Source organism: Conexibacter arvalis (assembly GCF_014199525.1).
Taxonomy (GTDB): domain Bacteria; phylum Actinomycetota; class Thermoleophilia; order Solirubrobacterales; family Solirubrobacteraceae; genus Conexibacter; species Conexibacter arvalis.
In genome coordinates, this window is sequence record NZ_JACHNU010000002.1 from 540,152 (window position 1) to 561,267 (window position 21,116).

The following is a 21,116-nucleotide window of genomic DNA, read 5'->3' on the forward strand; positions in this document are numbered from 1 at the left end:
TGACCGCCGGGCTCACCGCCGGCGGCGGTCGCGCAGGCCGCTGGCGAGCAGCGCCGCGCCGATCAGCGCCAGCAGCGCCGGAGCGACGGCGCCGGCCGACAGATCGACCTCGTCGAGCGCGTCGAGCAGCAGCGCGACCCCGAACAGGACCAGGCCGAGGCCGGTAACCAGCGACGGCAGATGCGGCTCGCGCCCGCTCATCGCAGCACCCCCGCGAACGGGCCGGAGCCGGGCAGCGTCCGCTGCGACCACTCCCAGTCGTCGTCCTGGCCGGGCCGGTCGCCGACGGCGATGACGCCGACGCCGACGTGGGCGTCGATCTCCAGCCGGCGGTCGCCGTCGCCGACGACGATCGTGCGCTTCACGTCGACGCCGCCGGATGCCTGCCCGTCCCGACGCGTCCGCGTGCCGCCGGCGTCGAGGAAGCGGCCGTCGTCGGCGACGATCTCGATCATGCCGACGTCGAGGTCGGCCTCGACGCGGGTCGTCCCGCGCGCCAGCTCGATGCCGCGCAGGTCGAGCTGCAGGTGGCCGACGCCAAGCTCGTAGCGGCCGCGCAGGTCGTCGCCGTGCAGCACGCGATGGTCGCGCTCGCCGATGCCGCTGTTGAAGCTGACGCCGGCCGCGGCGGTGCCGCCGAGCAGCAGCGCCAGCACGATCCCGAGCGGGACCAGCGCCCGCGCGCCGCCGAAGAAGGAGCTGACGACGAGCGCGACGCCGGTCGCGACGATCGCGAGCGCGGCGACGCCGCCCCAGCCAAGGTCGACCGCGCCGGTCGCGTCGAGCGCGCCGACGATGCCGACGACGACGCAGACCGCGCCCGCGGTGATCGCCGTCACCGCGAACGAGCCGCGCCGCCGCTCCGGCGCCGGCGTCGCGCCGTCGGCGAGGCCGCCCGGGAGGTCGCCGGCGGCGCCCTCGCCTCCCGCGGCTGCCGCGGCGGCGCCCGTGCCGGCCGGCGCGCCGGCGTCGTCGCGGTCGCGCTCCATCACGAACCAGACGACGGCCGCGCCGAACAGCACCAGCACGAGCGGCCAGCCGCCGAAGACGAGGCCGGCGTCGGCCCAGACCCCGAGCAGCCCGACCGCGGCGAGCGCGATGCCGATCACGATCGCGACCTGCGCGGTCTGTCTCGGCCGTGCACCGCCGAGCAGCGGCTTCTCGGCTCCCTCCTCAGGCACCATCAGCCACGCGGCGAGGTAGGCGACGACGCCGAAGCCGCCGAAGACGACGGTCGCCAGCACGACGATCCGCACCAGCACCGGGTCGACGCCGAGATGGCGCGCGAGGCCGCCGCAGACGCCGGCGATCACGCGGTCTCCCCTGCTGCGCTCGAGCCGCCGGCGGGGCAGCGGCTGCGACGCGCCCTGCGGCTGGCTCCCTGTCGTCTCGGTCGTCACGTCGGTCAACCCCTTCGGCGTCGGTTCTGGACGCTCTCGATGCTGCCGCCCGCGACGCCCGCCGCCTATTGGGAATCGCCCCTAAGGGGCGACCCTCGGAGGCCCCGGGGCTACTCGCCGACGCGCAGCAGCGGCATCAGCACCGCGACGAGGAAGATGATCCCGATCCCCGTCGCGATCAGGGCGTTGGACTTGATCAGATGCCCGAAGCCGCCGACGGCGAAGCCGACGACGATGCCGATCAGGTAGGGGGCGAACTCGGGGTCCATCGGCGGCGGATCATCCCATGCCGGAGGCGGCGCGGTCGCGGACGCCTATCATTCGCCGTCGCATGACGATCGAGCCCACATCCGTCGAGCAGGTCTCAGAGGGGCTTCGCTCGGTCGGCTATCTCCCCGGGGAGGCGACCGCGCTCGTCTCCTACCTCGCGACGAAGCTCGGCAAGCCGGTGCTCGTCGAGGGTCCCGCCGGCGTCGGCAAGACCGAGCTGGCGAAGGCGCTGTCGAAGTACCTCGACCGCGAGCTGATCCGCCTGCAGTGCTACGAGGGCCTCGACGAGGCGAAGGCGCTGTATGAGTGGAACTACCGCAAGCAGCTGCTGCGAATCCAGGCCGAGGCCTCCGGCACCGGCTGGGAGGCCGTGCAGGACGACATCTTCGGCGAGGAGTTCCTGCTGCGCCGTCCGCTGCTGACCGCGATCGCCTCCGAGAGACCGGTCGTCCTGCTGATCGACGAGATCGACAAGACCGACCAGGAGTTCGAGGCGATGCTGCTCGAGCTGCTGAGCGACTTCCAGATCTCGATCCCCGAGCTGGGCCGCTTCGACGCGCGCACGCAGCCGGTCGTGCTGCTGACCTCCAACAACTCGCGCGAGCTGACCGAGGCGCTCAAGCGCCGCTGCCTCTACCTGTGGGTCGACTACCCCGACGCCGGCCACGAGCTGGAGATCGTGCGGCTGCACACCCCCGAGCTGAGCGAGACCGTCGCGCGCAAGCTGGTCGAGATCGTCCACGAGGTGCGCGAGCTCGACCTCAAGAAGCCGCCGTCGATCGCCGAGTCGATCGACTGGGCGCGGGCGCTGCTGCTGCTCGGCGCCGACGACCTCGACGGCGAGATCTTCCGCCAGACGATGAGCGTGATCGTCAAGCACCGCACCGACCTCGAGCTGGTCGCCGCGCGCGTCGGCGTCAGGCTCGGCGGAGCTGCGCCCGATGGCGCCGCCGGAACGATCCCGACCCGCTGAGCGGGGCCCGGGCGGCCTCGACGCGGAGCTGATCGGCTTCGCCGAGCAGCTGCGGGCCGAGCAGGTCTCGGTCGGCACCTCGGAGCTGCTCGACGCCTTCGCGGCGCTGAGAGAGGTCGCCTGGACCGACCGCGTCGACTTCCGCGAGGCGCTCGCGACGACGCTGGCGAAGTCGCCCGAGGACCGGCGCGTCTTCGACCTCGTCTTCGACCGCTTCTTCTTCCGCGCCGCCGAGGAGCAGGCGGCGCGGCGCGAGGTCGTCGAGGGCGCCGGCTTCGACGGCGCCGAGCAGCTCGACCTCGAGCAGCTGCGCCAGCAGATCGCGCAGGCGCTGCAGGAGGGCGGCGAGGGCGGCCTGCAGGACCTCGCGCGGCTGGCGATCGCCGCCTTCGGCGACCGCGGCGACGGCTCCGGCGTGATCGGCGTCGACGTGCAGCGGATCCGCCGCCAGCTGGGCTTGAGAGCCGAGCCGCAGCCGGAGCTGCCGGAGGGCGACCCGCGCCGCGACGGGATCCCGCGCGAGCAGCTGCGCCGCTTCGAGCAGCAGCTGCGGCGGGAGCTCGAGCGGGCGCTGGTCGAGCGGACGAGGAGACTGCCGCCGGCACGGCCGCTGAGCGACCTCGACCGCACGTTGCCGGGCGGGCCGATCCAAGACCTCGCCGCGGTCCACAAGGTCGTCGCGCAGCTGAAGCGCCGACTCGCGACGCAGGGCCACGAGAGAAAGGGCCGCAACCGCCACGCCCACGTCGACGTGCGCCGCACGATGCGCGCGTCGCTGGAGACCGGCGGCGTGCCGGTCGTGCTCAGATACCGGCCGAAGCGCCCGCGGCGGCCCGAGATCTTCGTGCTCTGCGACGTCTCGACCAGCGTCGCCTCCGCCAGCGTCTTCTTCCTCTCGGTGCTGCACGCGCTGCACGACTCCTTCCGCAAGCTGCGCTCGTTCGTCTTCATCGAGCGGATCTCGGAGGTGACCGAGGTGTTCGAGCGCGAGCGCGACTTCCACGCCGCCTCGGAGGCGATATCGCGCGACGCCGGCGTCGCCGACGTGTCGGGCTACACCGACTACGGCCGCGTCTGGAGCGAGTTCCTCGCCGAGGTCGAGGACCAGCTCCACCCGCGCGCGACGGTGATCGTGCTCGGCGACGCCCGCACCAACGGCCGCCCGCCGCGCGACGACCTCTTCGCCGCGATCGCCGCGAAGGCCGGCCGCACCTTCTGGCTCAACCCCGAGCCGAAGCTCTACTGGAACTACGGCGACTCCGTGATCGCCACCTACGAGCAGCACTGCACCGCCTTCGAGTGCTGGACGACCGCCCAGCTCGAGGAGTTCGTGAAGGCCCTCACGGGGCCTGCCGCCGACCTCGCGCGCTAAGCTGCGCGCTGTCCACATACAGGGGGGCTGGCGGGAAGGCCGGCTGAGATAGCGCCCAGAGCGAGCCCGGCGCTGACCCTTCGAACCTGTGGGGTAATGCCCGCGGAGGGAGCAATGCCAGAAGTCACCGAGGCTCCCGTTGAGGAGCCTCGACCTGTTTCAGCGCACATCGGCGTGCGTGTGGAGAACGTCAGCCGCTCGTTCGCCGGGCGGCGCGGCGCCGTCGAGGCGCTGCGCGGGATGAGCCTGCGGGCGCGGCCGGGCGAGGTCGTCGCGGTCGTCGGCGCCAGCGGCTGCGGGAAGTCGACGCTGCTGGAGCTGATCTGCGGCCTCCAGCAGCCCGACGCCGGCACCGTCGCGGCCGATCCGGCCGTGCTGATGCCCCAGCGCGACCTGCTGCTCCCATGGGCGAGCGCGCTCGACAACGCCGCGCTCGCGCTGCGGGCGCGCGGCGTCGGCCGCGAGCGGGCCCGCGCCGCGGCGCGGCCGTGGTTCGAGCGCTTCGGCCTCGCCGGCTTCGAGTCGGCGCGGCCGGCGGCGCTGTCGGGCGGGATGCGCCAGCGGGTCGCGTTCGTGCGCACGCTGCTGGCCGGCAAGCCGGTGCTCGCGCTCGACGAGCCGTTCGCCGCCCTCGACGCGCTGACGCGGCAGGAGGTGCAGGCGTGGCTGGCGCAGACGCTCGCGGCCGAGCCGCGCACCGTCGTGCTCGTCACCCACGACGTCGAGGAGGCGGTGCTGCTCGCCGACGAGGTCGTCGTGATGTCGCCCCGCCCGGGCCGCGCCGTCGCGACGCTGCCAGTCGGCCTGGCGCGGCCGCGACGCCGCACCGACGCGGCCGTCGTCGCGCTGCGCGAGCGGGCGCTGCAGGCGCTGGGGGCGGCGACGTGAGCGCGCGACCGCTCGGCCTGCGGCCTCGGGTCGCGTCGGAAGCGCTCGCCCAGGGGCTCGCGCTTCCAGGGGAGGTCGTCCTGTGAGCTCCGGACTGCGCCGGGTCGGCGGGGCGCTGCCCGCGCTGGCGATCGTGATCGTCCTGGTCGCCGCGTGGGAGCTGTACGCCGCCAGCGGCGAGGTCGACTCGCTGCTGCTGCCGGCGCCGCACGAGATCGCGCAGGCGCTGTGGGAGGACCGCGCGCTGCTGTGGGACAACTTCACCGTGACCGCGGGCGAGGTGCTGCTGGGGATCGTCGTCGCGGCCGTCGCGGGGCTCGCCTGCGCGGTCGCGATCCACCTCTCCCCCACGCTGCGACGGGCCGTCTACCCGCTGCTGGTCGCCTCGCAGACCGTCCCGATCCCGATCTTCGCCTCGCTGCTGGTCGTCTGGCTCGGCTTCGGGATCGCGCCGAAGCTCGTCATCATCGCGCTGATCGCCTTCTTCCCGATCGCCGTCACGACGCTCGACGCGCTCGCCGCGGTCGACCCCGAGCAGCGCCGGCTGATGCGCACGCTCGACGCCTCACGGCTGCGGACCTTCCGCTTCGTCGAGGCGCCGGCAGCGCTGCCGGGGCTGTTCAGCGGCGCGAAGATCGCCGTCGCGGTCGCCGTCATCGGCGCCGTCTTCGCCGAGCAGTCGGGCTCCGACAAGGGGCTCGGCCACCTCGTGCAGCAGGCCGTTCCGCAAATGCTCACGGCGCGCGCCTACGCCGCCGTGCTGATCCTGTCCGCCTTCGCCATCGCGCTGTTCGGCCTGCTCTCGCTGGCCGAGCGGATCGCGCTGCCGTGGGCCTTCGAATCAAGAGGAGGACGTTCTCGATGAAACGCGCCCTTGCCCTCGCCGCCGCGGTCGCCGCGCTGGTCGGCCTGACCGCCTGCGGCGAGAAGGAGGAGACGACGACGGCCGGCGCCGCGACGCGCTCGATCACGCTGATGCTCGACTACCTCCCCAACCCCGACCACGTCGGGCTGTACGCGGCGCTCGAGAACGGCGACTTCGCCGAGGCGGGCATCGACGTGAGAGTCGTGACCCCCTCCGACCCCGCCGCGCCGCTGAAGCTGCTGCAGGCCGGCAAGGTCGACCTCGCGATCTCCTACGAGCCCGAGCTGCTGATCGCACGCGACAAGGGCGCCCCGCTCGTCTCCGTCGCGGCGATCGCGCAGCGCCCGCTGACCTCGCTCGTGTCGCTGAAGAGAGGGTTCAGAGGCCCGAGAGACCTCAGAGGCGGCCGCGTCGGCACCGCCGGGATCCCGTACCAGAGCGCGTACCTGAGAACGATCGTCGATGCCGCCGGGCTGCCGGCCGACTCCGTCAAGGAGACCAGCGTCGGCTTCAACCTCGTGCCGGCGATGCTGTCGAGAAGAGTCGACGCGACGCTCGGCGCCTTCTGGAACGTCGAGGGCGTCCAGCTCCAGCGCGAGAGAAGAAACCCGACGATCCTCAGAATGGACGAGCTCGGCGTTCCCACCTACAACGAGCTGATCCTCGCCGGCGAGAAGGAGTTCGTCGGCGAGCAGGGCGACCTCGTGCGCGCCTTCGTGCAGGCGCTCGGCCGCGGCTACGCCGCCGCCAGAGCCGACCCGCAGGCGGCGACCGACGCGCTCGTGCAGGCCAACCCCGACCTCGACGCCGGCTTCGCGCTCGCGAGCGTGAGAGCGTCGCTGCCGGTCTTCTTCCCCAGCGACACGAGCAAGCCGTTCGGCTGGCAGGAGCCGCGCGACTGGGACAGATACGGCGCCTGGATGTATGAGCAGAGGCTCCTGTCGGAGAGACCGAACGCGGGCGCCGCGGCGATCACGAACGAGTTCCTCGCCGGACAGAGCGGCTGACGGCCCCCACCGCCGCATCCGCACCGCGGCGCCCCAGCCGCCGCGAGCTCAGCTCGCGGCGGCCGCCGCGTCCGGGTGGATCTGGAGGGTCTCCTCACCGGACTCGCCGGTGCGGATGCGGTACGCCTGCTCGACCGGGATGACGAAGACCTTCCCGTCGCCGATCGAGCCCGTCCGCGCGTGCTTCAGGATCGTGTCGACGATCGTCTGCGCGTCGCCGTCGGCGACCACGCACTCGAGCTTGACCTTCGGCCGCAGGTAGTTGGTGACCGACGATCCGCGGTAGTGCTCGGTGATCCCCTTCTGGCGGCCCGACCCCTTCACCTCGATGATCGTCAGCGACGGGAAGCCGAGCTCGAGCAGCTCCAGGCGGATCGGCTCGAACGCCTCGTGCCGGATGTAGGCGACGACGAGCTTCATGCGGGGACCTCCGAGGTGCTGCCGACCGGGGCGGCGGCGGTCGCGGCCTGCGGGCGCGACGAGCCGACGCCGATCAGCTCAGGGGCGGGGATGAACTGCTCCGGGTAGCCGTACATGCCGTGCTCGGTGATGTCGAGGCCGGCATCCTCCTCCTCCTCGCTGACGCGGAGGCCGATCGTCGCCTTGATGACCGCGAAGGTGATCGCGGAGAGGCCGAACACGACCGCGAAGGTGACGACGACCGCGACGGCCTGGACGCCGAGCTGCTCCAGCCCGCCGCCGTAGAAGAGGCCGGGCTCGCCGACGGCGGCGAGCCGCTCGGAGGTGAAGAGGCCGCAGGCGAGCGTGCCCCAGATCCCGGCGAGGCCGTGGGCGGAGAGCGCGCCGACCGGGTCGTCGAGCTTGCGCTCGATCGCCAGCACGCCCGCGACGACGATCAGGCCGCCGACGAAGCCGATGATCGGCGCCGCCCACAGCTCGACGAAGCCGGCCGGGGCGGTGATCGCGACGAGGCCGGCGATCGCGCCGTTGCCGATCATGCCGACGTCGAGCTTTCTCGACACCAGCCAGATCAGCAGCGTCGCACCGAGGACGCCGCCGATCGCGCCCATGTTGGTGACCGCGATCACCTCGGCGAAGGCGTTGCCGCCGGTGCCGAGCGTCGAGCCGCCGTTGAAGCCGAACCAGCCGAGCCACAGGATCAGGACGCCGAGCCCGAGCAGCGGCATGCTGTGGCCCGGGATCGGGCGCGGCTTGCCGTCGGGGCCGTACTTGCCCTTGCGCGGGCCGAGGAAGACGACCGCCGCCAGCGCCGCCGTCGCGCCGGTGAGGTGGACGACCGACGAGCCGGCGAAGTCCTGGACGCCGGAGCCGACTCTCGAGAGGAGGCCGCCGCTCCACGCCATGTGGGCGATCAGCGGGTAGATGACGGCCGAGAAGACGACGGCGAAGACGATGTACGCGCCGAACTTGATCCGCTCGAGCGTCGAGCCCCAGACGATCGCGAGCGAGACGCCGAGGAACATCAGCTGGAAGGCGAAGTGGCCGAGCGTCGCCGAGTCGACTTCGCTGCCGGCCAGGTTCGTCCCGTGGCCGATGAAGAAGCCGGAGTCGCCGAAGAACGTCGCGGTGCCGCCGAAGGCGAGGCCATAACCGACAGCCCACCAGATCAGCGACGCGATCGAGAAGTTGACGAGGATCTTGGCGATGCCCATGCCGGCGTTCTTGCCGCGGGAGAGGCCGATCTCGAGGAAGGCGAAGCCAGCCTGCATGAAGAAGACCAGGCAAGCCGCGACCATGATCCAAGTGGTGTTGAGCTCACCGGCGAGGCTCTCGACGGTCGGTCCCTCTTGTGCGAGCGCGGACGCTGGCAGGAGAAGCGACACGAGCACGCCGAGCGCCGCGGCACGCCCCAGACGGGATGTAGGCACTGCAGACCCTCCTGAATTGATTGCGAGCCTCGCAAATCCTGCGCTCGGGAGGGGGGCGAGACATTGGACCGGTGTCGAAGATTCGCCGCCGCGCCGTTGTCCACGCGGTAGAGGCGCGGGCCGCGCGGCCTACGCGGCGGCGGCGACGGCGCGCAGCTCCGGCGCCGCCGCGCGCAGCGCGTAGGCCCCGGCGAGCCCGCTCCATTCGCCGTACGGAGCGAAGAAGTCGCGCACGTCCTGCTCGTCGACCCGGGCGCGGGGGTCGCCGGTCAGCAGCCGGCCGACCAGCTTGCGATAGGCGAGGTCGCCGGCCGGGAGCTGGTCCATCCGCCCCTGCCCCAGCAGCGCCAGCACCTCGATCGTCCACGACCCGATCTCGGGGATCGCCAGCAGCCGCCGCCAGCCGCGCTCGTGGTCGGGGTCGTGCAGGTCGACGCGGCCGGTCGCGACCTCGCGCGCGGCCCGCCGCAGCGCGATCGCGCGCTTGTCGGCGAGGTCGAAGGAGCACAGCAGCGCCGGCGCCTGCGCCGCCAGCGTCGCCGGCGTCGGCAGGTCGCGCAGCCCGCTGCGCGCGCAGCGACGGCCGAGCCGCGCGACGATCCGGCGCTGGATCGCCGCCGCCCGCACGTACTCGATCAGCTGCTCGGTGATCGCCCACGCGAGCGCCTCGAACGGCTCGGGCCGCCGCCGGATCCGCAGCGCCGGCTGCGCGCGCACGGCCGCGCCGATCAGCGGGTCGTCACGGAAGCGCTCGTGGAAGGCGCGCAGGTCGTCGTCGACGCCGAGCGCGAAGCGCATCCGCTCGATCGCCCACGCCGCCGCCGCCTCGCTGTCGGCCTGAGCGCCGAACAGCACGCGGCCGGGCGCCAGCTGCGCGACGCGCACGACGACCGGCTCCTCGCCGTGGTGGAGCAGCCGGTGGACGATCCCGTTGCGACAGCGCGTGACGCCGTCCATGCCGCTCGCGCGCGAGAGGCGGAACGGCCATGGCGGCTCGACCTCGACGCGCAGGTCGACGGTCGGTTCGCGCTCGCCGCCGCCGCTCCGCGGCAGCGCGCGAACGGCGCGCCCGCGCCCCGGCGCCGCGATCGTCCCACGCGGCGGGCGCCCCGCGCCGGCCGGTGCGCTCACTCGCGGCCGAGCAGGTGGATGTCGAGCAGGACCGAGCGCGTGCCGACGATCGAGAAGCTCTCGCCGTTCGACCCCTTGCGGCGGCGGGAGCCGACGCGCCCGCCCCTGCGCTTGGCCGCGCGATGCGAGATCGCCACGACGGTCGCCGCCCCGGCGACGAAGCCGGTCGCCGCGACGGCCGCGGCCTTCACGGCCGGGAGCCGCGGCTGCGCCGGCTCGAGCGCCCGGACCTCGTCGACGACGGGGACCGCGTCGACGGTCTCCTCGGGCTCGAGGGGCAGCGGGTGGTGGTCTGCGGTCGTGTCGCTCATGTCGCGCCGGCGGATCGTGACAGCACCACCGGTCGTAGCCGTCGGCGGCCTGTCTGATGCGCAGGCTAGCGCAGTCTTATGTCGCCTCGGAAGACCCCGGTCCGGAGGCCGGCGCGCCGGGCTCCTGCGGCGCCGGCTCCGACGCGCTCGCATCGGCGGCGCCCGGGTACGACGGTCTCGCGGCCGGGTCGAGCAGGCGCTCGTAGAGGCGGTAGCGGCGCACGACTCTGCCGCCCATCCCCTCCATCGCGCGGTTCATCGACTTGTTCGTCTCGAGGATCCAGCCCATCTCGCCGTATGTCTGCGGCGTGACCTCGGCCGAGTCGAAGTGGAGCTGGTAGAAGCGGGCGGCGACGCCGGTGTGCTGCCACTCGCGCTTGACGCCGAGCGCGAAGACGCGGACGCGGTCGATCTTCCCGCGGTTGCGCAGGAACTTCAGCCAGCCGAACGGCAGGATGCGCCCGTTCATCGTCTTGAAGACCTGGTTGTAGTCGGGGACGCTGAGCGCCGCGCCGACCGTCTCGCCGTCCTTCTCGGCGACGAACGCCCAGTGCTCGTCGAGGATCGGCTTGAGCGTCTGGGCGTAGTGGCGGACCTCGGTCTCGGTCAGCGGCGAGAAACCCCAGTTTCTCTCCCACGCCTCGTTGTAGACCTCGAGGAAGCGGTCGATCTCGGCGTTGATGTCCTTCTTGCGCATCGGCCGCACGGTGATCCCGTACTTGCTCTCGACGCGCTCGGCGACTCTCCAGATCGACGGGTGGACCCTGTCGCGCCCCTGGATCTCCAGGTGCCACATCAGCGTGTCCATCGCTCTGATCATCCCCGCGCCCTCGAACAGCCCCGGGTAGTAGCGATGGGTCCAGTCGGTGAGGATGATCGGGGCCAGCTCGTGGCCCTCGACGAGCACGCCGTTCTCGTCGTTCATCGTGAAGCTCATCGGCCCGACCATGCGGTCGCGGCCGCGCTCGCGCAGCCACTGCTCCGCGGCGGCGAAGAGGGCGTCGGCGGCCTCCTGGTCGTCCTCGCACTCGAAGAAGCCGAACAGGCCCCATCTGTTGTCCTGGAACTCGTTGAGGAGCCGGTCGATCTGCGCGGTGATGCGCCCGACGGCGCGCCCGTCGCGCCACGCGAGGAAGTACTCGGCCTCGCCGTGCTCGAACCACGGGTTCTTGTCGCGGTCGAGGAATCTGCGCCGGTCGGAGATGAGCGGCGGGACCCAGTTCGGCTCGTTACGATAGAGCCGCCACGGCAGCTTGATGAAGGTTGTGAGGTCGCGCCTGGAAGCGACCGGCCGGACTTCGAGACCCATGCCGGCCACCCTATATGCCGACCACCACAGACGTATTCGACAAGGCCCGCACGCATGAGCGCGTCCTGCAGCTGAGAGCGGCCCGCGAGATCGACGCGGTTCCGTATTTCCGCCGGCTCGAGTCGCCCGCCGCCCCCGTCGTCGAGATGGAGGGCGGGCGCCGCATCATGCTCGGCTCCAACAACTACCTCGGGCTGACCGGCGACCAGCGGGTGATCGACGCCGCGCACGAGGCGATCGACCGCTACGGGACCGGCGTCACCGGCTCGCGGCTGCTGAACGGGACGCTCGACCTCCACCTCGAGCTGGAACGCGAGCTGGCCGAGTGGTTCGGGACCGAGGACGCGCTCGTCTACACGACCGGCCACCAGGCCAATCTCGGCGCGATCGGCACGATCCTTGGCCCCGGCGACACGGTCATCGTCGACTCGGGCGACCACGCCTCGATCCTCGACGGCGTGCTGCTGTCGAGGGCGAAGATGCGGGCCTTCCGCCACAACCGGCTCGACCTGCTGGAGAAGCGCCTGCAGCAGGCCGAGCAGGACGGCGGCGGGATCCTCGTCGTCGTCGACGGCGTCTTCTCGATGGAGGGCGACGTCGCGCCGCTGCCGCAGATCGCCGACCTCGCCGAGCGCTACGGCGCACGGCTGATGGTCGACGAGGCGCACGGCCTCGGCGTGCTCGGCGCCCGCGGCGCCGGCGCCTCCGAGCTGCTCGACGTCGAGGAGCGGGTCGACCTGCGGATGGCGACCTTCTCGAAGTCGCTCGCGTCGTGCGGCGGCGTGATCGCCGGCCCCGCCGACGTGATCGACTTCCTGCGGATCCAGTCGCGCCCGTTCCTCTTCACCGCCTCGGGCGTCCCGGCCGCGGTCGGCTCGGCGCTGGCGGCGGTGCGGATCTGCCGCTCGGAGGAGGGCAGAGCGCTGCTCGCGCGGATGCAGGAGAACGCCGCCTACCTCAACGCGGGCCTGCGCTCGCTCGGGCTGCACGTCGTCGATCCGGTCGCGCTGCCGGACGGGTCGAGAGTGGCGACGCCGATCGTCCCGGTGCTGGTCGCCGACGACTGGAAGGCGGCGCTGCTGTGGAAGGCGCTCTACGAGCACGGCGTCTACGTCAACGTCGCGCTCCATCCCGCGGTCCCGCCCGGCGGTGCGCTGCTGCGCACGAGCGTGATGGCGACGCACGACACGGCGACGCTCGACGAGGCGATCGCCGCCTTCGCCGCCGTCAAGCGCGACTTCGAAGCCGAGCACGGCCCGCTGCCGAGCCCGGTCGACGGCTGAGCGGGCGGGCGGCCGCCCGCCCGTCGCGACCGCCCGCTCTCCCCCGTTCGGCAGCGCGCCGACGCGCCGATGGTCTCGAATCGGGAGTGGATCGGCGCACGGCGCGACGACGCTCTGGTATGGGCTGGCACGCCCACGGTTCCCGCTTTTCAGGTCGTTCACAAAAACCCCGCTCCTAGCGCACGTTGGGCCAGTTCTCCATTGACCGGCCCGGGGCGAACCGCATACGGTCTGAGGCGTCGTCCGGTGGGGTCCGCACAACGGCCGCCGCGCCCTTACGAGGGAGGGAGCGAGTGCCAAGGATCGTGCTCGAGCCCGCTCGGCCGACGGAGTCGACAGCGGTCCGATCCCCTCAAGCTCGGACTGCCGTCGCGGGCCTACTCGTATCGGAGGCAGGGAGAAAGAGTGCAGATGGACGGGTTGCCGACGATGACCCCTGGGCCGCAGCATCTGCGGGCCCTGGAGCGTGCCAACCGCGTGCGGCTTGCGCGCGCCGAGCTGAAGCGGCGCATCGCCGACGGAGAGGTATCCGCAGCGGAGGTCCTCCTCTCCGCCCCGTGGGAAGCCAGCAGCATGGCGATCGGGGACGTGCTGATGAGTCAGCGTCGCTGGGGCAGCACCCGCTGCCGGAAGTTCCTCGCGATGTTCCGAATCTCGGAGACCAAGAGCGTCGGCTCGCTCACCGAGCGTCAGCGCCTCGCGCTGGCCGCTCAGCTGGACGCGCACGCCAAGATCGAACGCGGCAGCGTTCGACTCGAGGCGACGCGCGAACTGGTCAGCGCCTGAGGCGCTGAGCCCCTCCGCGACGCGCCTCGTGCCTGCTGGGGACGGCAGGCACGAGGCGCGCCGCCCGACCGCTCCTCCCCCACCGGCCCCGGGTCCGGCCGGCTGACCGTCAGCCGTCGGTCGAGAAGCCCGGTCCGCGCGTCGCGATCTCGACGATGTTGCCGTCGGGGTCGCGGACGTAGATCGAGCGGAAGGCGCCGCGGTCGAAGACGTCGGTGCACTCGACGCCCTGGTCGCGCAGGTAGTCGCGCCAGGCGAGCTGCTCGTCGGCGCTCTCCACCGCGAAGGCGACGTGGTGGACCGAGCCCGCGCCGATCACCCCGTCGGGCAGCTGCGGGTACTCCATGAACGTGATCAGCGTTCCGGGCGCACCGTTCGCGTCGCCGAACCAGAAATGCCGCGTGCTGGGATCGTCGTCGTTGACGCCCTGCTCGACGAGCGCGAGCCCGAGCACGTCACGGTAGAACCCGGTCGTGCGGTCGAGGTCGCGGCAGATCGCGGTGACGTGATGGAGGCCGGTCAGCCTCATCCGCCGCGGCTCGTTCGGTGATTCGACGGACATCGAGCCGGAGCATATACGGGCGGGAGGCGGCGGCAGCGCGCCGCTGACGGCACCGGGCGCGTGGCGGCAGCCGGCCCTTGCCGATGCGGCCGCGCCGGCGGTAGCGCGCCCACCGATGCGGCTGGGCGGCGCGCACCCGCGCCTCTCGGCGACCGCGCTCGCCGCGCGGTCGCGCCCCGCTCAGCGCACCTTCACGCCGAAGCCGCCCGAGCGCTTCTTGAACAGCGCGCGGAAGCCCATGAAGGCGAGCACGAAGACCGCGAGCGCTATCGGCACCATCGTCGATCTGCCGACTCTCGCGAAGAACATCACCGCCATCGTGGCGACCGCGAGCGTCGCCGACAGCACGAGCGTGTGCGAGCGGTAGCCGCCAAGGTGCTCGCGCAGCGCGACCTCCAGGCCGGCGACCGAGCCCATCAGCACCGCGCCGGTCAGCAGCACGTTGCCCGACCGCCCGCCGACGACGAAGCCCGCGATCCCGAGCGCGATCGCCGACAGCACGCACAGCTCCACGAGCGGGAATCTCCCCCACGGCGCCTCCGGAGCCTGCTCGCGCCGGCTGGTCCGGCTGCGGGCCGCCCGCCGGGCCGCGTCGTCGCGCACGACCCCCGACGCCTCCCCCGCGCGCCCGGGACCGGAAGTCGCTCTCCCGGCCCCCGACGACGCCATCCGCTTGCGGCTGCGCTGGCCCATGGAGGCGAGAGTAGTGGTCGCGCGCTCGAAACGTGCCGCTCGACGGCCGCTCAGCTCCGTAGCGGGCAGCCGCTGGAGATCTTCACGTGCCACCAGCCGGCGAGCATGCCGATCAGGCCGAGGCGGGGGCGCGACTCCCACGCGCCGCAGCCGGGCTCGCCGACGTCGGCGCGGGTGATGCGCAGGAAGCGGTGCTCGGCGGGGTCGCGCAGCATCCGCTCCAGCAACGCACGGCGCTCGGCCTCGCGCGCGGCGCGGGCGGCGAGGATCTCGCGGATGTCGTGGAGCCGAGCGGCGAGGTCGTCGCGGAGGCGCTCCAGCTCGCCGAGGTCGAGCAGGCGCGGGCCGGAGGGCGGCAGGTCGGCGACGGTCCAGTCGATCGCGTCGCGCGCTCTCGCGCGCGCGGCGAGCGCGGCCAACTCGCGCTCCAGCTTCGCGACCTGGCTGCGGAGCGTGCGGCGGGCGGCGGCTTCGCGGTCCGCAGGCGCGAGCAGCGGCGCGCCGGCGGCATCCGGCGCATGCGGCGTGAGAGCGGGCGGTGCGTGAACGGCGGCACCAGGCGAATCGAGCGCGTGCCGCGAACCTGCGGCGCGTGCGTGCTCGGCGGCACCGGCACGCCGGTCGCAGGCGGGCTCGGGCGCGCTTGCGATGCTGCCCCGACTCGTGCTCGCGTCCGTCACCGACATCGCGTCCACCTCCTCGCTTTCGACGAGTCTACCCACAGTGCGCCGGTTTCGAGTGTGGAACCGGCGTGAGCGGCATCACGCCTCGAGCATCTCTTGACAGATCCACAGCGCCTCGTCGACGTGGACGGCCGGGACGCCGTCGACGTCGACCGCGTACAAGAGCAGCCGTCGCGACGCCTTCCTCACCGCCCGCTCCGGCGCCACGTCGCCGAACAGCAGCGCGACCGGTCCGCGCTCGTCGCCGACGACGATCCGACCGGGCGGCAGCGACGGCGCGCCGTCGTCGCTGCCCAGCCGCTCCGCCTCACCGCTCAGCCGCAGGCCGAGCGTCCCCACGACCGCGTCGGCGTCGACCGCCACGACCGGGACGCCGGTCTCCAGCACCGCGATCGTCAGCGCATCCTCCAGCTTGCCCCGCGACGGCAGGCCGCCGCGCAGCAGCCGCTCGACCGCGACCGCCTCGATCGGCGTCCGCGTCACGTCCGGGTCGAGGCCGATGTGGCGGAAGAAGACCCGGTACGCGTGCGGGATCGGCCACTGGCGCAGCACCAGCCCATCTCCGCCGCGGAAGCGGTCGGCCAGCAGCGCCAGCCGCTCTCTCGTCCCGCGCGGGCTGCGCGCCAGCGGCTTCTCGGCCGCGACCTCGAGCAGCGTCAGCCCCAGCTGCGGGAACTCCTCCCGCAGACGCTCGGAGACCCATCCGGGACGTGACGCCGGCTCGCTCACGTCCGGCTTCTCACCAGCTCCCGGACCTTGGCCGCCAGCCTCGCCGGCGTCGCCACCTGGTCGCCGAGCGCTGTCTCCAACACCTCTCCGCCTCTGTGGGCGAGCACGACCGTCGGGCAGATCGCGACCGCGTAGAGGTTGGCGACGGCGCCGTCGCGGTCCTGCGCCAGCGGGAAGCTCCAGCCATGCTCGCGCGCGAGCTTGCGGAACTCGTCGCGGTCGCCCTTGATCCCGACCGCGGCGAAGCCGACCTGCGGGAAGCGGGCGGCGACCTCCTCCATCGCGTCGAGCTCGCGGACGCACTTGCCGGCGCCGGCGGTCAGGAAGGCGAGCACGACCGGCCCTCGCTCCTGCAGCGTGCAGATGTTCAGCGCCCGCGGATCGGTCACCTCGCACGCCGGCGTGTTGCCGGCCTCGCCCTGGTTCGCTCTGCGGGCGACGTTGGCGTCGCCCTCGAGGTCGCTCGCGACCAGCGGCGCGGCGAACGGCAGCAGCTGCTCGCCGGCCTGCAGCCCGGTCGAGCCGGGTCCCTCCGTCCGCAGCGTGTTGAGCGAGATGTAGGCGACGACGATCAGCGCGACGACGCCGACCATCCAGCCGTACCTGCCCGACGACGGCCGCGCGGACGGCGGCGGGCCCGGGCGCTGCTCGGCTCCCGTCATGCGACCGGGGCGTCGGCCCCGTCCGGCGCCGCGCGACCGCCGCGGCCGCGCGGGCGCGGGAGCCGCGTGGCGAGGCGGGCGAAGACGCCCCGCTCGGCCAGCACGAGCACCGACGGCAGCACGATCAGCACGCCGATCAGCGAGACGGCGAGGTCGACGACGGTGACGATCCCGAAGTCGCGCAGCATGCGGATGTCTGAGAGGGCGAGCACGCCGAAGCCGGCGATCGCGGTCACGCCCGAGGCGACGACGGCGCGGCCGGTCGAGCGGTAGGTGCGGGCGAGCGCCTCCGGCGTCGCGTGGCCGGCGGCGCGCTCCTGGCGGAAGCGCTCCGACAGCAGCACGCTGAACTCGGTCGAGATCGCGATCACGAGCGCGCCGAGCGTCGCCGACATCGGGTTGAGCGGCACGCCGGTCAGGAACAGCACGAGCGCCGACCAGCCGGTCGCGAGCGCGATCGGCAGCAGCGGCACGAGCGCCCGCTCGGCGCGCCGGAAGACGGCCAGCAGCACCGCGGCGACGGCGAGCAGGCCGAGCACGACGGTCAGCAGCCGGCGCTCCGGCGAGGAGAGCTCGGCGTTCGCCTGCGCGGTCACGACCGGCAGCCCGGCGAGCTGCGCCTCGACGCCCTTCGGCGGGTCGAGCTCCGCGCGCATCGCCTCGACGACGCGCTGCTGCTCGTCGAGCGGCATCAGTCTGATGCCGAAGGCGAGCGTCGCCGCCTCGCGGTCGGGCCGCAGGACGGCCGAGGCGAAATACGCGGGGACGGCGTCGAGCAGCGTGTCGATCTGCTCCTGCGTCCCGGTTCTGCCGCCGGCGAACAGATCCGGCAGCGACAGCGCCGGGCAGATTCTCGCCTGCGCGCAGCCCTTGCGCTCGTCGTAGCCGAGCCGTCTCAGCACCCGCTGCTGGTAGTCGCCCATCCACGCGACGACCTGCGGCGTCGCGACGTCGTCGCCGCGCACGACGACGTCGATCTCGCCCGAGGAGTTGGTCGCCTCCTGCAGCGCGGTCAGGTCGGCGAGCGCCGGCAGCTCGGCGGGCACGAGCTTCGTCAGGTCGGAGACGACCTCCTTCTGCGTCTCCGCCGCCCAGCCGAGCGCCGCCAGCGCGAGCGCCGCCGCCAGCACGCGGCCGGGCCGGCGCAGCGACGCGCCGAGGATCGCCCGCGGCGAGGCGATCCGGCCGACCGCCCGGCCGACCGCGCGCAGCGGGGGCACTGCGGCGAGCGCGCGTCCCGCGCCGGCGAGCAGCTCGCGCGCCCCGGCCGCGGAGGCGCGCAGCGCGCCGGCGAGGGCCGCGAGGGCGCGGAAGCTGCGATGACCGCCTCGCCGCCCGGCGAGCGCGCGCGCAGCCGAGCCGGCGGTCAGCGTGACGGCGAAGGCGAGCGCGACGCCGATCACGAGCAGCAGTCCGAAGCCGCGCACCATCGGCACCGGCGACAGCAGCAGCACGAGGAAGCCGGTCGCGGTCGCGAGCGCAGCCGTCGCGATCGTCGGCGCGCCGACCCGCGCGGCGCGCACGACCGCCTCAGCTCCGTCCGCGCCGGCGGCCGCCTCCTCCTCGATCCGCGACTGGAACTGGATCGCGTAGTCGACGGCGAGGCCGATCAGCACCGGCAGCACGGCGATCGACGCCATCGTCAGCTCGACGCCGGCGAGCCGCATCAGGCCGAAGGTCAGGCCGGCCGCCGCCAGCGCGATCGCGAGCGGCAGCAGCCGCAGGCGACCGCGGAAGACGAGCAGCAGCACGAGCGCCATCGCGACGACCGCGCCGCCGAGCAGCAGCGCGATCTCGCCGGTCAGCGTCCCGGCCAGCGCCTCGACGACGACCGGCACGCCGGAGACGGTGTAGGTGCCGCCGTGGCCGAGTCTGAACATCGGCATCGCGACGGCCTCGCGCACCAGCTCGATCGCGCGCCGCCGCTCGGAGGCCGAGAGGTCGGGGCGCAGTCTGACCTGGATCAGCGCGGCGTCGCGGCTCGGGAAGAGGAAGGCGAAGCGCGATTTCGGCACGTCGGCGCCGCGGGCGGCGTCGAAGACGATCTGCGAGACGAAGCCGGGGTCGTCGAGCTGCGGCGCGGCGCGCAGGCCGTTCATCGCCGCCAGTCTCTGGAGGTAGCTCCACGACTGGCTTTCGGAGGCTCTCGCCGCGCGCTCGCCGGCCGCGCGCTGCGCCGCTCGGTCGAGCCCCTGCCGCCGCGCCGCTCTCACCGCTTCGGCGCGTGCCTTCTCGGAGCGCGCGGCGGCCGCGTCGAGCTCGTCGAGGATCACCTGCTGGAGCGCGGTGGCCGCCTCGTTGAGGAAGGTTCCGGGGCCGTAGACGACCCGTACGGGCTTCAGCTCGGCCAGCTCGGCGCAGGGGCTGCTCGCGCCGCCGTACGGTCTTGCGCCCGAGGGCACGTTGCCGCCGAGGCAGCCCTCGAGCCGGATGACGGTGCGCAGGTCCTCGGTCAGCACGAGGTCAGCGACCCGCTCTCTGACGAGGACCATGATCGCGTCGTCGCCGAAGTCGCGGTGGAAGTCGGCGGTCGCGCGGCCGGCGTCGGAGGAGCGGCTGGCGAACGAGTCGGCGCTCGTGCTCGCCTGCAGTCCGAGCGCGAGCGCACCGCCGCCGAGCGCGAGTGCGACCACGGCGATCAGGGTGACGACGGGCCGGCCGGCGGCGGCCCGTGCGATGCGCTCGAAGCCTCCTCGCAACGGCACGATCAGGCGACGGTAGCGCGCGGACGGGCGGCGCGCGCCGCCGGGACGTGCGCCGCTTCCGGCCGGCAGGCCGCCCGCCGGCTCATCTGCCCGACGCGGGCGGCTCCGCGATCACGTGCGGGAAGTCGCCGCTTCTGAAGCCCGGGAAGCTGCCCTGCGCGCGGCAGGCGGTGGCCGGGACGTTTCGGTAGTCGCCGACGGTGAATCTGCCGCTCGCGTCTCTGTCGAAGCGGAACGCGATCATTCTGATGAACTCGATCGCGCTGGAGCTGATGCCGCCGATGATGTTCGGGAGGTCCTCGGGCAGGTTCGGGATCGGCCGCAGCCCGGTTGCGCACTGGCGCTGCTCGAAGGTCGTCTGGCCCTGGCGGCGGGCCGTCGGGCCGCTCGTTCCCGGTGCGCGGTAGGCGTTCGGCCGGTTGTACGCGAGCCGGTTCGGATAGGTCGCCAGCGACTCCGGCGTCGCGCCCGCGAGGCCGCGCATCCAGCCGACCCCGCCGATTGGACCGCCGATGCCCGGCGCACCATTGGTCGCGGCGGCGAAGTTGCCGAAGAAGGCGTCGATCTCCGGCAGGTAGTCGCCGATGAACGCCAGCACCGGGTTGAAGGTGCGGGTGAACGGGCCGAGCTGGGCGAGCGCCGGCCGCAGGTCGTCGAGGAATCTCGAGAAGGCCGGCAGACCTCTGTAGGAGGCGGTGATCAGCGGACCGAGGTCGACGAAGAAGTCGCGGAAGGGCGGGGCCAGCCGCGACAGCGACTGCAGCGTCGGGCTCAGCTCGCGCGCGACCGGCCGCATCTGCGTGACGAGCGGATCGGTGTCGCGGGCGAATCTGTCGAGCCGCTCGACCGTCGCCTTCGACTCCATCTCGAAGGTCGGCAGCACGCGGAAGATCTCCTGGAGCGACTCGTTGCGCTCCGCGAGCGTGCCGAAGACGGCGTTCGAGTTGCGGATCAGCCCGGTCAGCTGGTCCTGGCGCTCGCTCAGCGCGCCGAAGACGTCGCCGGTGTTTCTGAACAGCGCCCGGACCGCCGGAGCCTGGCGGTTGGCGATCTCGACGAGGTCGTTCGTCTCGCTCGCGAACGGCGCGAGGTTGCCGAGCGCGTCGTTGAACGCCTGCCCCCGTCCTCTCAGGCCGGCCGCCTGCGCCTGCATCCAGACCTGGAAGGCGTGGCGGGTGGGCTCGTCGAGCGAGCGGAAGATCTCGTCGAGTTCGACCGTTCTCTGCACCTGGCCGGTCGGCAGTTTCCCGCCCTCCGGCAGCAGCCCGCCGCGCTTGTCGCCGGGGGTCAGCTCGACGTAGGTCTCGCCGAGCAGCGTCTTCTGGCGCAGGATCGCGCGCGTGTCCTTCGGGATCGGCGCGTAGCGCTCGTTGAGCTCGATCGTCGCGTCGGTCGTCTCGCCGGGGCCGAGCTCGAGCTTGACGACCTTGCCGACCGGCACGCCGGAGATGCGCACGTCGGCCTGCTGCGCGAGCTGGGTCGCCTCGGGGAAGTACGCGTGGAACTGGTAGCCCTTCGGCTTCAGCGGCACCGCGCCGCCGAACGAGATCCACAGATAGAGAAGCAGCCCGAAGCACGACAGGGCGAAGCCCGCCATGACGAGGATGCGGCCGAGTGTCGGAGCTTGCTTCTGCATC

At 73.0% G+C, this 21,116-nt stretch carries 22 protein-coding genes; 7 read left to right on the plus strand and 15 right to left on the minus strand.

Going from position 1 to position 21,116, the window contains the following annotated elements; genetic code table 11:
* Positions 1-12: 12 nt before the first annotated feature.
* From BDZ31_RS11125 to BDZ31_RS11135, 3 genes are all read right to left on the minus strand, one after another.
* A complete protein-coding gene (locus BDZ31_RS11125) occupies positions 13-201 on the minus strand; it encodes a hypothetical protein (RefSeq protein ID WP_183341991.1) in 189 nt (62 codons plus the stop codon).
* Entirely contained in the window at positions 198-1,400 is a 1,203-nt protein-coding gene (locus tag BDZ31_RS11130) for a PspC domain-containing protein (RefSeq protein WP_183341993.1), read from the minus strand. The genes BDZ31_RS11125 and BDZ31_RS11130 overlap by 4 nt, the downstream gene beginning before the upstream one ends.
* A gap of 110 nt (positions 1,401-1,510) precedes the next feature.
* Positions 1,511-1,669 (minus strand): hypothetical protein, encoded by a 159-nt coding sequence (locus BDZ31_RS11135; RefSeq protein WP_183341995.1) that lies wholly within the window; start codon positions 1,667-1,669, stop codon positions 1,511-1,513.
* A 62-nt stretch (positions 1,670-1,731) separates the two neighbouring features.
* On the opposite strand from BDZ31_RS11135, the gene BDZ31_RS11140 reads away from it, so the two are divergent.
* The 5 genes from BDZ31_RS11140 to BDZ31_RS11160 all read left to right on the plus strand — a co-directional run bounded on the left by BDZ31_RS11140 (position 1,732) and on the right by BDZ31_RS11160 (position 6,775).
* Entirely contained in the window at positions 1,732-2,643 is a 912-nt protein-coding gene (locus tag BDZ31_RS11140; RefSeq protein ID WP_183341997.1) for an AAA family ATPase, read from the plus strand.
* Entirely contained in the window at positions 2,612-4,015 is a 1,404-nt protein-coding gene (locus BDZ31_RS11145; protein WP_183341999.1) for a VWA domain-containing protein, read from the plus strand. Before BDZ31_RS11140 ends, BDZ31_RS11145 begins: the two co-directional genes overlap by 32 nt.
* Before the next feature lie 174 nt (positions 4,016-4,189).
* Positions 4,190-4,903: an ABC transporter ATP-binding protein gene (locus BDZ31_RS11150; protein WP_425492726.1), complete on the plus strand. Its 714-nt coding sequence runs from the start codon at positions 4,190-4,192 to the stop codon at positions 4,901-4,903.
* 82 nt (positions 4,904-4,985) lie between these two features.
* On the plus strand, positions 4,986-5,768 hold the full coding sequence (locus BDZ31_RS11155) for an ABC transporter permease (protein ID WP_343075569.1): 783 nt from the start codon (positions 4,986-4,988) through the stop codon (positions 5,766-5,768).
* Positions 5,765-6,775: an ABC transporter substrate-binding protein gene (locus BDZ31_RS11160; RefSeq protein ID WP_183342006.1), complete on the plus strand. Its 1,011-nt coding sequence runs from the start codon at positions 5,765-5,767 to the stop codon at positions 6,773-6,775. The genes BDZ31_RS11155 and BDZ31_RS11160 overlap by 4 nt, the downstream gene beginning before the upstream one ends.
* Before the next feature lie 48 nt (positions 6,776-6,823).
* Here the strand turns inward: BDZ31_RS11160 and BDZ31_RS11165 are convergent, their stop codons facing one another.
* From BDZ31_RS11165 to BDZ31_RS11185, 5 genes are all read right to left on the minus strand, one after another.
* Positions 6,824-7,195 carry a P-II family nitrogen regulator gene (locus BDZ31_RS11165; protein ID WP_183342008.1) on the minus strand — a complete coding sequence of 124 codons (372 nt, stop codon included), beginning with the start codon at positions 7,193-7,195 and terminating at the stop codon, positions 6,824-6,826.
* Complete coding sequence (locus BDZ31_RS11170) at positions 7,192-8,625, minus strand: ammonium transporter (RefSeq protein WP_343075570.1); 1,434 nt, start codon at positions 8,623-8,625, stop codon at positions 7,192-7,194. The genes BDZ31_RS11165 and BDZ31_RS11170 overlap by 4 nt, the downstream gene beginning before the upstream one ends.
* A 129-nt stretch (positions 8,626-8,754) precedes the next feature.
* Complete coding sequence (locus tag BDZ31_RS11175) at positions 8,755-9,756, minus strand: DNA-3-methyladenine glycosylase family protein (protein ID WP_183342010.1); 1,002 nt, start codon at positions 9,754-9,756, stop codon at positions 8,755-8,757.
* On the minus strand, positions 9,753-10,067 hold the full coding sequence (locus tag BDZ31_RS11180; RefSeq protein WP_183342012.1) for a hypothetical protein: 315 nt from the start codon (positions 10,065-10,067) through the stop codon (positions 9,753-9,755). The genes BDZ31_RS11175 and BDZ31_RS11180 overlap by 4 nt, the downstream gene beginning before the upstream one ends.
* Positions 10,068-10,143: 76 nt before the next feature.
* Positions 10,144-11,376, minus strand: coding sequence for a GNAT family N-acetyltransferase (locus BDZ31_RS11185; RefSeq protein WP_183342014.1), 1,233 nt, complete (start codon positions 11,374-11,376; stop codon positions 10,144-10,146).
* A gap of 14 nt (positions 11,377-11,390) precedes the next feature.
* Here BDZ31_RS11185 and BDZ31_RS11190 point away from each other — a divergent pair, with 14 nt between their 5' ends.
* Positions 11,391-12,659: an aminotransferase class I/II-fold pyridoxal phosphate-dependent enzyme gene (locus BDZ31_RS11190; protein WP_183342016.1), complete on the plus strand. Its 1,269-nt coding sequence runs from the start codon at positions 11,391-11,393 to the stop codon at positions 12,657-12,659.
* Positions 12,660-13,070: 411 nt separating this feature from the next.
* Entirely contained in the window at positions 13,071-13,445 is a 375-nt protein-coding gene (locus tag BDZ31_RS11195) for a hypothetical protein (protein ID WP_183342018.1), read from the plus strand.
* 109 nt (positions 13,446-13,554) lie between these two features.
* On the opposite strand, the gene BDZ31_RS11200 is transcribed toward BDZ31_RS11195, so the two are convergent.
* The 7 genes from BDZ31_RS11200 to BDZ31_RS11230 all read right to left on the minus strand — a co-directional run bounded on the left by BDZ31_RS11200 (position 13,555) and on the right by BDZ31_RS11230 (position 21,115).
* Positions 13,555-14,007 (minus strand): VOC family protein, encoded by a 453-nt coding sequence (locus BDZ31_RS11200; RefSeq protein WP_221242988.1) that lies wholly within the window; start codon positions 14,005-14,007, stop codon positions 13,555-13,557.
* 180 nt (positions 14,008-14,187) lie between these two features.
* Entirely contained in the window at positions 14,188-14,700 is a 513-nt protein-coding gene (locus BDZ31_RS11205) for a hypothetical protein (RefSeq protein WP_183342020.1), read from the minus strand.
* A gap of 50 nt (positions 14,701-14,750) precedes the next feature.
* Entirely contained in the window at positions 14,751-15,119 is a 369-nt protein-coding gene (locus tag BDZ31_RS11210; protein WP_183342022.1) for a hypothetical protein, read from the minus strand.
* Positions 15,120-15,461: 342 nt separating this feature from the next.
* Entirely contained in the window at positions 15,462-16,112 is a 651-nt protein-coding gene (locus BDZ31_RS11215; protein ID WP_183342024.1) for a hypothetical protein, read from the minus strand.
* Positions 16,109-16,774 carry a peroxiredoxin family protein gene (locus BDZ31_RS11220; protein ID WP_183342026.1) on the minus strand — a complete coding sequence of 222 codons (666 nt, stop codon included), beginning with the start codon at positions 16,772-16,774 and terminating at the stop codon, positions 16,109-16,111. The genes BDZ31_RS11215 and BDZ31_RS11220 overlap by 4 nt, the downstream gene beginning before the upstream one ends.
* Positions 16,771-19,479, minus strand: a complete 2,709-nt coding sequence (locus tag BDZ31_RS11225) for an MMPL family transporter (protein WP_183342027.1) — start codon at positions 19,477-19,479, stop codon at positions 16,771-16,773. Before BDZ31_RS11225 ends, BDZ31_RS11220 begins: the two co-directional genes overlap by 4 nt.
* 82 nt (positions 19,480-19,561) lie before the next feature.
* A complete protein-coding gene (locus BDZ31_RS11230; protein ID WP_183342029.1) occupies positions 19,562-21,115 on the minus strand; it encodes an MlaD family protein in 1,554 nt (517 codons plus the stop codon).
* Position 21,116: the final 1 nt, after the last annotated feature.